General features: G+C 38.9%; 10 protein-coding genes. 3 read left to right on the top strand and 7 right to left on the bottom strand.

Annotated features, from left to right (window positions below; translation table 11 throughout):
• Positions 1–8: 8 nt before the first annotated feature.
• The 7 genes from AC07NA_RS20550 to AC07NA_RS20520 form a co-directional block, all read right to left on the bottom strand.
• The gene (locus tag AC07NA_RS20550; protein ID WP_494899360.1) at positions 9–1,202 is read right to left on the bottom strand and encodes a cytidylyltransferase domain-containing protein; all 1,194 of its coding nucleotides are present in this window, start codon (positions 1,200–1,202) and stop codon (positions 9–11) included.
• Between the two features lie 4 nt (positions 1,203–1,206).
• Positions 1,207–2,040: an N-acetylneuraminate synthase family protein gene (locus AC07NA_RS20545; RefSeq protein ID WP_494899359.1), complete on the bottom strand. Its 834-nt coding sequence runs from the start codon at positions 2,038–2,040 to the stop codon at positions 1,207–1,209.
• 108 nt (positions 2,041–2,148) lie between these two features.
• The gene (locus tag AC07NA_RS20540; protein ID WP_494899358.1) at positions 2,149–3,939 is read right to left on the bottom strand and encodes an ABC transporter ATP-binding protein; all 1,791 of its coding nucleotides are present in this window, start codon (positions 3,937–3,939) and stop codon (positions 2,149–2,151) included.
• The gene (locus AC07NA_RS20535; RefSeq protein WP_494899357.1) at positions 3,923–4,984 is read right to left on the bottom strand and encodes an NAD-dependent epimerase; all 1,062 of its coding nucleotides are present in this window, start codon (positions 4,982–4,984) and stop codon (positions 3,923–3,925) included. Before AC07NA_RS20535 ends, AC07NA_RS20540 begins: the two co-directional genes overlap by 17 nt.
• A 52-nt stretch (positions 4,985–5,036) precedes the next feature.
• Complete coding sequence (locus tag AC07NA_RS20530) at positions 5,037–5,600, bottom strand: ArsR family transcriptional regulator (protein ID WP_494899356.1); 564 nt, start codon at positions 5,598–5,600, stop codon at positions 5,037–5,039.
• A 352-nt stretch (positions 5,601–5,952) separates the two neighbouring features.
• Positions 5,953–8,358 carry a GumC family protein gene (locus AC07NA_RS20525; protein WP_494899355.1) on the bottom strand — a complete coding sequence of 802 codons (2,406 nt, stop codon included), beginning with the start codon at positions 8,356–8,358 and terminating at the stop codon, positions 5,953–5,955.
• A gap of 28 nt (positions 8,359–8,386) precedes the next feature.
• Positions 8,387–9,169, bottom strand: coding sequence for a polysaccharide biosynthesis/export family protein (locus tag AC07NA_RS20520; RefSeq protein WP_494899354.1), 783 nt, complete (start codon positions 9,167–9,169; stop codon positions 8,387–8,389).
• 572 nt (positions 9,170–9,741) lie between these two features.
• Between AC07NA_RS20520 and AC07NA_RS20515 the strand changes: the two genes are divergently transcribed.
• From AC07NA_RS20515 to AC07NA_RS20505, 3 genes are read left to right on the top strand one after another with little or no spacing between them, the layout of a single operon-like run.
• The gene (locus tag AC07NA_RS20515; RefSeq protein WP_494899353.1) at positions 9,742–10,905 is read left to right on the top strand and encodes a glycosyltransferase; all 1,164 of its coding nucleotides are present in this window, start codon (positions 9,742–9,744) and stop codon (positions 10,903–10,905) included.
• A 39-nt stretch (positions 10,906–10,944) separates the two neighbouring features.
• Positions 10,945–11,970: a glycosyltransferase family 4 protein gene (locus tag AC07NA_RS20510; protein ID WP_494899352.1), complete on the top strand. Its 1,026-nt coding sequence runs from the start codon at positions 10,945–10,947 to the stop codon at positions 11,968–11,970.
• Positions 11,971–11,988: 18 nt separating this feature from the next.
• On the top strand, positions 11,989–13,137 hold the full coding sequence (locus AC07NA_RS20505; RefSeq protein WP_494899351.1) for a glycosyltransferase family 4 protein: 1,149 nt from the start codon (positions 11,989–11,991) through the stop codon (positions 13,135–13,137).
• Positions 13,138–13,159 lie beyond the last annotated feature (22 nt).

The raw sequence follows: 13,159 nt of genomic DNA, 5'->3' as shown, positions 1-13,159 counted from the left end.
AAGATGGTTTAGCTTTGTTGCCCGGCAATATAATTGTTATCGAACAACCATTCAACATACTCTCTGACAGCGCCGTCGCCGCCTTTACGTTCAAGATGCTTAATACCCGGTAAGGCCTTTATTACCCTTGTAGCGTTAGCGGGGCAGGCTTTAATACCGGCAGCATTTAACAGGTTTACGCAGTTAATATCGTCGCCAATATAAGCTACCTCGTCAATGGTTATGTTTTCGAGCGCGCAAATTTCAAGTGCCGCTTCCAGTTTTGAGCCGTAGCCTTTTCCCTGAAAAACGTAATCTACTTTCAACTTTTTGCCTCTCCGTTCAACTATTTGTGTATTTTCTGATGTAATGATAGCGGTTTTAATACCTGCCTCGCGCAAAATTTTAAAAGCCATACCATCGTGTGTATTAAACTTCTTCAGCTCATCGCCGTTTTCAGTATAATACATTCCGGCATCGGTTAGCACTCCGTCTACATCTGTTAAAAAGAGCTTTATCTTCTTTGCAGGGGTGCTCTCGCTGGTCACTACATCGGCAAAATACTTATGGAAAAGCTTCTCCATAATCATCCAGTCGTCGGGTTCGTCAATTTCAAAGGCGGTATATTCGGGCATTTCATAAATGGCTATCTTACCGAAAAGCCTGTTCTCGTACTCAACTATACCTGTTGCTTTTGAAATATAGAATGCGCCGTTCTCCATTAAGGTACCGTCAAAGTTCTGACGGCGCGGACGCGCTTTAAAATCGTAGTTAATGGCCGTACCGTCCTCGTTCCAAAAGAAACGTTTGTACCTTACACAGGTAAGCAACGAATCGGCACTCTGCGCATTAAGCAACGCGAAAGCATCGTCAATGTCGGCAGCTTTTATAAAAGGATTGGTAGCTTGTACAAGCACAAAGTACTCATTGGCCAGGGCATCCTTATATTTATTGATGTACTCCAGCATTACAGCTTCAGTTGAAGCCGTATCAGTAGCGTTTTCAGGGTCGCGGTCGTAAACCTCCAGCTTTGAAAAGCCAAAGGCATTTACCACATCCTTAATCTCTGAAGAATCAGTAGCAATCACTATTTTATCAATAGCCTTACTTTGCTGTAATGCCAGTGCACACCAATACACTAATGGCTTCCCGCAAAAAAGTTTAATGTTTTTCAGCGGGATTGATTTACTTCCTCCTCGTACCGGGATAAAAGCTATAGCCATATTATTATGCAGTTTCAGATTTTCTGTATTTCAATTTCTCACGTTGAACTCTTTCGATATCCAATATCTCAGTGTTTTTGTAAGTAAGCGCTTCGTGTGCGTGGTGTAAATCTCTTACCAGTTTTTGTAAACCTGATACCTCTAATGAAGCAGCGTGGTCAGTACCTTTCCAAGCACGGTTTTTGGTGAAGTGACGCTCGATCCAGTGTGCACCTAAGGTGTAAGCGGCAACATCGGCCATAATACCTAAGTGGTGACCAGAGAAACCGATAGCTTTAACACGGCTTTCGTATCTGTCGTAAAGGTTGTTGATCTCTAACAAGCAAAGATCATTGAAAGGTACAGGGTAGCCTGAAGTACAGCTATAAACGATCAAACGATCTTTAGCCTGGCCGGTTTCTTCAAAGAATTTAACAACTTCTTCAATTTCGTCTTTCGTTGTCATACCGGTTGAAAGGTGGATATCGCCTTCGTAACCGTCTCTAAGCAACTTCAACATTTCGTAGTGGTTGTTACAAGCCGAAGGAACTTTGATCAGTTCAGCGCCGATCTCGATGATCTCGCGAGCCGAAGTAAGATCCCATACAGAAGTAGCGTAACCAATGTTGATAGACTCGCAATATTTTTTCAAGTCGGCGTGTTGCTCCTGGCTAAACTCTAAAAACTCGCGGTGAGCACCATAAGTATCACCATAAGAGTTGTAAGGATTTGGGTGTGGTGCATTGTACTGCTCAGGAGTTAATAACTCTTTGTTAGTACGTTTCTGGAACTTTCCGTAATCTGCACCTGCAGCTTTTGATAAGAATAATAATTCTTTAGCAGTTTCAAAATTACCCATGTGGTTACATCCTATCTCAGATATAATTTTGGGCGCTTGGTAATTAAACTTAAACATATTTTCCTTTTTTTTATTTTTAGTACTCAGTTTATTATGAATGTAATTTGGTTATACTTCCTGCATCGAGATCATCCTTCTGAACCTTTCAGAGCTTTCTATGATCTCGTTAAATTTACCCGACGCGGTCACTTTACCTTTTTCAAGCAGGTAAATGGTATCGGCATCTTTAATGGTTGATAAACGGTGCGCGATAATGATCATGGTGTAACTGCCATGCAGCTTTTCAATATTATCCTGTATCACACGTTCCGTTTCCGAATCGAGCGCTGATGTAGCCTCATCCAAAATCAGTATCTCTACCTTTTTGTACAGCTCACGCGCTATCGAGATCCGTTGTTTTTGTCCGCCAGATATCAGGATACCATTATCACCCAGTTCGGTAAGTTCTTGTTTAGGCTGATTTGAGATAAAGTCAGTTAACGACGCCAGCTCTATCGTATCCCAAAAACGTTTGATGTTCTCTTCGGTAGGCTCATCCCAAAAAGTGATGTTATTGAAAATATTATCGTTAAAGATAACAGCCTCTTGTGATATGTAACCAATTTTATCGCGATAGCTGTTGCGGTTGTACTGGTTCATGTCAACACCATCTATCAGCACGGTACCTTCTGCCGGTTGTATCAGGCCCGATACCATGTTGGCCAATGTAGTTTTACCCGAGCCGCTTTCGCCTACCAACGCTATGGTTTGGTTTTTAGGTACTACCAGGTTCAGGTTATTCAGTACCCTGTTTTCGCCGTAGGCAAAGATGATATCCTTAAAGTTGATCTGATCGCTAAAGCTGTTGAAGCTTGTCGCGGCTTGTTCTTCCTGCTCGTTTTCCAATTCATCATACAGGGTTGATACCAGGTGCATCGAACCAATATTCTGGATAAAGTTTTGCCAGAAGTTTTGCACGATAACCAGGAAGCTTAACGCCCTGTAGAATAACAGCAAACATAACAGTATCGATCCCAGCGGCGCGTTCATCAGGTTTACCTGTATAAAGATTACCAGTGATACGATAACAATGATCATAGGCTCTTTTACGCTGGATGTGATAGCGCTGTAAAAACCCATCTTTTTGTTCAATACCTCTATCTTATCAATTACCTTGAATAACTTGGTTGAAAACCTGTTGAAATAATTGGTTGATTTAAGGTATTTATAGTTGTATATCGCCTGTGTTAATAAGCTGTTGAACTGGCTGCCTTTTTCAGATACGCCGATTGAAGCTTTTTTGGTAGCGATGTATATTTTACGGTAAAGGAAGTTTGATGCCCCCGCGCCTACCGCCACCAATATGGCAAACTGGTAGTTGGTTAAAAACGCCAGGAAGATATAGGTTAGCAACATCACCGCGGCTTGCGCGGCGCTGAAGTAGAAGTTCATGGTTTGCGATAAGCGGGCAACCTCAGATGTAAGCGTGTTTTGAATACGGCCTGCATCCAGTTTTAAGAAACCGCCATAGCTTAAGCCTTTCAGGTTATTTACCAGCGCGTACCGTACTTTACGCATAAATATGTGCCTAAGGTTTACCTGGTAACTCAGTTGTACCATTTTTAAGCCGCCCTTTATAACAAAAAGCAATACCAATACTACCAATACTGTAACAAGCGATAGCGAGAAGCCCATGCTTACTATAAAATCGGTAATGTAATGAAGCTGCCCCATTGATTTATTACTGGCGTTAGGGTTGCCATCAGTTGCCTGTAATAAAGGCATGAACATAGCAAGACCCATACCATCGAGGAAACTTACGCATACGCTTAAAAACAGGTACGCGATGAGTTTACCGCCTAATACGCCGTAATAAAATTGGAAATACCCAATAAAGCTATTTTTAAACTTCAGTTTCATTATTTATATAATAGGCAGTGTACCAATCCACAAATGTTTTTATCCCTTTATCAATGTTAACACCTTCAATCGGGCCAATCTTGCTTTCAAGTTTGGTAGTGTCGGCATAAGTAAGCGGCACATCACCCGGCTGCATCGGTAAAAATTCTTTCACCGCTTCTTTACCGGTTGCTGTTTCAATTTCGGTAATAAAATCCATCAGTTGTACCGGGTTGTTATTACCAATGTTGTATACCACGCAAGCAGGTTTCAATATGGTGCTGCCTTCTGTTAATTCAGTAGCTTTTACCGGTGGTTTGCCCAACAGCCTGAATATCGATTCGGTAATGTCGTCAATGTAGGTAAAATCGCGCTTCATTACACCATTGTTAAATACCTGGATAGGTTTACCTTCAAGTACTGCCTTGGTGAACGAGAAATAAGCCATATCAGGTCTGCCCCATGGGCCGTATACCGTGAAGAACCTCAAGCCTGTTGCCGGGATACCGAATAGGTGTGAGTAAGTATGCGCGAATAATTCGTTTGATTTTTTTGTAGCCGCATAAAGAGATACCGGGTTATCTACATTGTCATCCTCAGAGAAAGGTATTTTGCTGGTTGCACCATATACCGAGCTCGACGACGCGTAAATAAGGTGTTTTACAGGGAAGTTACGGCAAGCTTCCAATATGTTAAGGAAACCGTAAACGTTACTGTCAATATAAGCATGCGGATTGATGATTGAGTACCTTACCCCTGCCTGCGCGGCCAGGTTAATAACGTAGTCAAATTTTTCCTGCTCAAATAATTTGTTGATGTTTTCCCTGTCGCTTAAATCAAGCTTAATGAAGGTATAAGCAGGGTATCTTGTGCTGGTTACGGGTTGGTTATACTCAATTACTTCCTGAGGTATGCCGGCATCAGCCAGTCGATCGTACTTCAGGTTTACATCGTAGTAGTTGTTGATATTATCAAGACCCGTTATCTCATAGCCTTCACTCAGCAACCTGTTGGCTAAATGAAACCCCACAAAACCCGCTGCACCTGTGATTAATATTTTATTCATAGATTTTTTAGTTATGAAGCACCTATAACGCAGTACTTTATTTATACAATGTTTACATTTCTTGTTTTACATCTTTACTGTCCATTGCTCCCTCACTTTTCCAAATCAGTAAAGAACTGTTACCCTCCAAAAAACCATCCAGCTCGTGCGACTGCACAATCAGCAATCTTATTTTACGCCTGATGATGGCTTCTGTTTTCTCTATCAGCCTGTTAACGTAAGTAAGATTAAGGTTTTCGCCCACCAGCACCAGGTCAATTATTTTACTATCAACCCCTTTTGCAAAATCGCCGATAATATATGCCACTTCAAGTTCACCTATGCGGTTAAGCACCTTCGCTACGATCTCGTCAATACCTACAAACTTGAAGATGATATTGTTAATATCCTTAAACATGGAATGTTCCTTATTGGCCTGAAACATTTTCTTATTGCCCGATGTTGATGAAACCAGTAAACCGGCCTCTTCAAAGCGGTTAAGCTCAACACGGATGGCATTGCTCGACTCGCCAAACTCGCTCTCTAAGTTTCTTAAATACGACTTAGTGTCTGAATTAAGAAAAAACTTAAGCAGTAGTTTAACGCGTGTTTTAGATGTAATTAATGCTTCGAGCATGCTGTTTTTCACTATTGTACAGATGTGTGTTTTTCTGTTCACACCCGTTTTATACAGATTGAGTAACAAATCTACTCATTATTTATAAATATGCAAATAAAATAAAAAAAATATAGTTTTATTAATAACTATTCAATTAAAGAGCCTATTTAATAATATTTCGTAAACGATAACTTTACCAAGGTTTCACATACTTTCTCACAAACCGACACTTATTCACAAAACCCTGTTCATTTAATACTTTAAACGCTATCTACCTCACAACCAATAGGAATAAAATGATCTATTATATAAACAAAAAAACCGGTAGGAAATTTCCCACCGGCTTTTGATATTGTGCTATAGCTTAATGCTAAAACCTTTTCATAAAATTTTGGAATGATCGCTTGAACGAGAACTTTCCTTTAATTTGGTCATCTGAGTAATAACCATAGCCGTAACCATAGCCATAACCATAGCCGTAGCCGTAACCGTAGCCATAACCATATCTTCCGGTAGATTCGATAGCGTTCATGATAATACCCATTTTGGGGAATTTATTATTACGATACAACTGATCTACTATCTGCAGCTGGCTCTTCATGGTATAGCCGTGCCTTACAATGTAGAGGCTGGTATCGGCAAGTTTAGCCAATACAAGGGCATCGGTAACCAAACCAATCGGCGGTGAGTCAATGATGATCTCATCAAAATTAGCACGCAGGTAAGTGATCAAATCGGCCATTTCCTGTTTCTCCAGTAACTCCGCTGGGTTTGGAGGTATTGGACCCGAACCGATAACGAACAGATTTGGATTAATGGTAGTAGGCTGTATAATATCCTTAGCTTCGGCACGGCCTATCAGGTAATTACTGATACCGTTGCTGTTTTTAATAGCCAGGTATTGTGAGATTTTTGGTTTCCTTAAATCGAGCTCAAGTATTACCGTTCTGCGATTAGTGATGGCCAATGCGGCACCTAAGTTAAGCGCCACGAAACTCTTACCCTCACCCGACATGCTCGATGTAAACAGTGTTACGTGTGAGCCCTGTGCCGAACCGTACATAAATTGCAGGTTGGTACGTAACGATCTGAATTGCTCTGATATCGCGTTACGGCTCTTCTCGGTAACCACTACAGTTTCAGTACCTTTCTGATACATCAACTCACCCAGTATTGGTGTTTTTGTTTTAGCAACAATATCCTGCTGACCAACAATTTTGTTATTCAACTGATCTTTACCAAACACATAGCCAAATGGAATCAACAAGCCAAATAGAATGGCCATTGCATATACAATTGGTTTTTTAGGTGTAACCGGGCTGTTGTTTGAAAACGCCGGGTCAATTATCCTGTTGTCGGCCACGGCAGAAGCATAAGACAATGCGGCCTCTTCACGTTTTTGTAACAGGTAAGTAACCAGGTTATCTTTAATAGTTTGCTGACGCTTAAGACCGATGAACTCACGCTCCTGCGAAGGTACATTACGTATTGAACCTTCCAGTTTTGATGATGTCGCGCTCAGGTTCTTCTTGGTATCAACAATACCTTTTTTCAATACATCGATACTTTGCTTAACTGCCAAACGTGTTGCAGCAATTTGCGACTCTAAAGGCGCTATCATTGGGTTATTGGCCGTACCGGTTGATAATAACCTGTCGCGTTGCAGTTCCAGATCACTCAGTTTAGAGATCAAACCAAGCAAAACCGGATCTGACAAACCTAAAGTACTTGGTACCGCCTGCGCGTTTGTACCGTTGATGAATTTCTCGATGCTTTCAATAGTACTCAACTGAATATTGATATCGCTTAATTTAGTATCAACAACAGTTACGTTTTGCAGGTACATTTGAGCCTCCGATGTTAAATCGGTAAGACCTTTGCTGCTCTTAAACGTTTCCACGTTGCGTTCGGCAACATCCAATTCTTTAGTTAAAGAATCTAAACGGCCTTGTACAAATTGCAGTGTACGCTCGGTTTCCCTGTTTTTATCTTCAACCGCTGCTTTGTTATACTCAATAACCAGGCGACCTAATATATCCATACCACGCTGCGGAACAGCATCGGTAAGCGAAATTGAAAGTACAGTTGATGATGGAGAGATGAGCGCTACAGTAAGACTGTTCAATATCCTATCGGCAACTATACCTACCGGAGCGATATTGACAATTATTTCTTCATTTTTATAGTATCCTAAGCTCGCGGTATTATCTAACTTCCAGGTACCAAAAAATTTGTTGTAAATTTTACCGAACTCACCGTTAAACTCGTCACCGTTTTCGTTAACTACTGTATAACGGTTAGCGCCTTTGTATTTAAATGTTAATTGATAATGAGTAACCTTATCATCCATATCAATAACATATAATTTGATTGGAGGATTTTTATAAAGTGGCTGCTCAATTACCCTGCCCGGGGTTGAGTAGCTAACGTTTACATTAAGGCCACTTACAACGGCCTGCATAAGCGTTTTCGACTTTAATACTTCTATTTCGTTCTCAACTACTTTATTATTATTCATAAGCTCCAACTCACTCAATAAAGGGTCGGAAGCTGATTTTTGACTGTCTTTTATCAATAAAGAGGCCTCTACCTTGTAAACAGGTAATGTATACCTTAAGTATACAACCGCTATACTTAATGCTATAATTATACCTACAACAAATAATGGCCAGTGGTATAGGTATACGCTTATTATTGCTTTAAAATTGAACGTTTCTTCTTCATTACTAACCGACTGCTGGTTAAAAGAAGGATTGCTGTTTGGATCCTGATGCATTAGAATTTGATAGGTAAGTAATTTTATGCTATAATAATCTCGTGATAACCACGGTTATAACTGTAAGCACACTTGCTACGATAGATATATTACGATATACGTTGTCCTGAAGTTGCAGGCGTTTAACACTTGGTTCTACGTATACCTGGTCGTTATTCTGCAAATAAAAATACGGAGAGCTGAATGTATTTTTTGAACGCAGATCGAGCCTTGCAAACTGTAACTGGCTGCCATTTTGAGCCTGGCGGATCACCAATATATTTTCACGTTTACCGGTTATCTTCAAATCGCCGGCCATACTTAAGGCTTCAATCACATTCACTTTACTGTTTGGTATTGAAAATACGCCCGCATGTGCTACCTCACCTATAACTGATATTTTAAAATTAAGCACGCGTACCACAACAGTAGGGTTGTTTACGTATTTAGCGGCTTCATCCCTGATTATTTTACCAAGCTGAATTACTGTTAAGCCTTCGGCTTTGATCTTACCGATAGTTTGGATATATATATTACCATCACCATCAACCTGCGAACCCGCGTTTTGACTCGCTGTGGTAACGCTGGCCTCTGAAGGCAGGGTACCGAACAAGGTTTGAGTAGTCTCACTACCCGAGCTGATGTAGATACCTAACAGGTCGTTTTTAACGATAGTAGGCTCGTGATAAGCAGAGGCAACCATTGAGGTTTGTGCAGAATCTAAATCTTGAAAGTAAGGGACACTTTTGTAAGAAACACAAGAACTGGCGCTTAATACTACATAAAGACTTAAAACGCTAAGCGCTAAGCCGGAAAGTTTTTTTAATACCATAAAAATTTATAAGGTGAAATATGCATATATGCTTACGCATAATATAAAAAAAATTTAAGAATATAAATTTAGCCCCTTTAACAGTACCACAAAAGAATGGAAAATTTTTAATATTTTAAAAAATATTTATTTTTTTTAGCATATTAACAATCAATCAAATAAAATATCTTGAAGTTTATAATTAATATACTTTTAACAGTAACTATTTACAATACAAATACGTTTTATAATATTACCCAAATTGAAAACCTTTGCTATTAAAAACACTTATCATTACAAGCAAATAATTTTTGAAAAACTATAATAATGGCTATTTTTGGCACGGCTCAATAATTTAATAAAAAGCCCTTAAGTTAACCCCCTTAAAACTTAAGTACGTAATTCAGAGAAAACAATTGTTACTTCTTTGGATATGCCAACATAGCTGAATACCTATATTGATAATTGAATTTTTTGTCAGTATTTTTCTTTAAAGATTGTTTTTATAGTTATTTTAAGCACAAATCGGATATGAATATGACCGCTCTTTTTTTGCGTATAGCCGCTACTCTTGTACCACCTGATATTTGTTGATGAAAGTAATAATGATTAGTGGTGATCCTTTTATACTGGATCCGGAGAGTAATGTACGAAAAAGAATACTTGAATATGGCGCTTTAACATCTGAACTGCATATACTGGTATTAAGCAAAAAGATCCCCACTGAATCAAACGGCGGCTGTGTACAATTGTCTTCAAACATTTGGGTATACCCTATACGATCAACATACAGGGTAATGGCATTGTTATCTGGCTTAAAGTTGGGCTATCAGATAATCCGCAAATTACATACTAACAAATCGGAAAGCTTAATCACCGCCCAAGACCCATTTGAAATAGGTTTTTTATCATGGATGCTGGCCACATTTTTCCGGTTGCCGCTACAGCTGCAAGTTCACAACGATTTTTATAACCCCCATTTTGTACACGAATCCAAGGTTAGTAACATTCGCCAGTGGCTTGCCAAGTTCCTTCTGCCCAAAGCCACAGCTGTGAGAGTGGTAAATAATACCATTAAGGAGTTACTAACAGACACCGCATTAGCGATCCCTGTAGAAAGGGTAACCTTATTGCCAGTATTTGTAGATACCGGATTTATAAAAGAAAAGCCCCCGTTGTTTAGTCTTAAACAAAAATACCCGCAGTTTTCACACCATATTATTATGGTAGGCCGTTTGGGCAAACAAAAGAATTATCCCATAGCGTTTAAGGTATTTCAGGAAGTACTGAAGACCATACCCAATAGCGGCCTCATTATTTTGGGAGAAGGAAGTGAAGAGCACCGCTTAAAAAGGTTGGTCACAAAATACAAACTGACTGACAACGTAATTTTTGAAGGCAGAAAAAATGACGTAGTATCTTACTACAAAGGCGCCGATATATTCTTACACACCGCAAATTACGAAGGCTACGGGATGGTGTTTGTTGAAGCGGCAGCAGCTGGTGTCCCTATGGTTTCCACATCAGTTGGTATAATGGGAGATGTTTTCATTAACGAGGAAAGTGCACTAATATCAAGAGTTGAAGATGTTGGAGCTTTAGCCAATAATACTGTAAGGCTTTTAACAGATATTCTTCTACGCCAAACCCTTGTAAAAAATGCCTACACTGCATTAACTTTGCATACTTACCCCAATAAAAAGGAATATCTAAAGAAATATGCAGAGTCTTGGGAAAAGTGTTTGTATAAGAAATAAATTTATTGAAGGGTGAATTTATTGATAATTAATTATGTGATGGATACGGAATCGCAGGTATTATCCTGGCAAATACGTGTTGCATATGCTTTATCTAAAAAATTTAATAATATAACAGTAATCACTCACAGAAAACAGAACCTTGGTATTCTTCCATCCAATGTCAAGATAATTGAGTTCCCATTTCTTGCAAAGGCTCCCTACAGATGGTTTGGAGGTGAATACGTGCTTAACCTTTGGGTGTGGAATCTTCATCGCCAATATCAATTTGACCGCTGTTTCATGCACATGAACTATCGTTGGGCATATCGTTTCGCACCTTTTTTTAAGATTACAAAGATTTCTGTAACAATTTGGTATGCACATGGCACGGTAACGAAATGGCTAAAACTGGCTCATCATTTTGCCGACAAAATAATTACATCAACAGAAAAAGGGTTTCGAATCCCATCAAATAAAGTAGTATATATTGGTCAAGGTATTGATACTGATCTTTTCAAACTTAAAAAAACAACTAAAAAATCATTTAACATATTATATGTTGGGCGTATATCAAAAGCAAAAAGAATTGATCGATCCATTGAGATTCTCGCAATACTTATACATCAAGGCCTATTACCACAATGTACCTTTACCGTCATTGGAGCCCCACTAAATAATGACGATAAATTATATTATAATGAGCTACAAGAGTCGATCTTACAAAATAAATTGGAAAATCACATATATTTTAAAGGCTCATTGAATAATAATGTTATTCCTGCCTTTTATGACGACTCTTTTGTACACTTAAGTTTTAGCGAGACTGGTAGCATGGATAAATCATTAATGGAATCCTTGTCTACAGGATGTCCTATTCTAACCTCTAATTCAGCACTATTCGATTTGATAGACATTGAATACAAGATAGGTAATGAAACTAATGAACAAATTGCGAGACGCATTATTAATATACATAACAATCAGTTAAATATTAATAAGCAATATTTAAGAAACATCGTAACAAGCAATCATGGATTTGATATATTTATAGATAAAGTGGCGAATGAGATTAATATAGCTTGACTCAATTTTTGCTAAAAAATGAATATATCCTATGTTACATTTGCGCTATTCCCCGCCTATTCGGCGCATACCATTCACATTATGAAAATGTGTGAAGCATTTGCAGACAATGGACACAATGTCAAACTGATTCTACCGAACAATGAGGATAAGCGCTTTTCGGGAAATATAGCAATAAACATTCCTGATATATTTGAATTTTATAACGTAAAGAAAAATTTCGAGTTAGTTTTTGTAGCATTACCCCAATATCGCGGTTGGAAATACATCTTCCCGTATTTAGCCCTGAAGCATATAAAAAAAACTACAGACACATTAATATATACCCGTCATACAGAAATTGCAGCGGTAGCTTGCTTGTTTAAAATAAGCACTATAATTGAATACCATCACTCTGATATAAATGGGAAAAAGATACAGAAATTCTATTCTAAATTACTGTACAGTTCCAGCCATCTACAAAAAATCATCTTAATAACAAATTCTTTAAAGCAAGCCTTTCTTAAAAAAGGGTTCTCTGCCGATAAACTATTCGTTGCACCGGATGCTTCTAATAATCCTAAGAATACTGACAAGGCCAGTTTAAGTTCGGATCCTAATCAAATTCACATAGGTTATGTTGGATCTTTGTATGAAGGCAAGGGTATGGAAATAATAGTAAAGGTTGCTAAAGCGATGTCGCATGCTAAATTTCATGTAATTGGTGGCTTGCCTGCCGATATTGAAAAATGGATGCACGTTGTAAATGATACCGGATTAGATAACATCATCTTCCATGGTTTTATACAACAAAATTCGCTATCGCCTTACATTAACGCATTTGATATTTGCTTACTGCCTAATCAAAAAAAAGTGTTCTTTTTGGGAGGTTCATCGATTAATATAAGTGATTATACTTCTCCCCTGAAAATGTTCGATTACATGGCTCATGGTAAGGCTATTGTCGCGTCTGACCTTCCCGTATTGAGAGAGGTTTTGAACGAGGACAACGCGATACTATGCGATCCGGAGGATGTGCAGGCTTGGGTGGATGCGCTTACCACGCTTGCTAAGGACCCTGCTTTGAGGGAGCGACTTGGACAAGCTGCTTTTAAAGATTTTGAAGAGCACTATACCTGGCAAAAACGTGCTGAGAATATATTAAACAGCATAAAGAAAGATATTTAGCCTTCACTCCTTACAACTATTC

It is taken from the genome of Mucilaginibacter sp. GW821-FHT07G05, from assembly GCF_059418565.1.
Note: the sequence above shows the minus strand (reverse complement) of the source record. Positions and strands in the feature narration are given on the sequence as shown.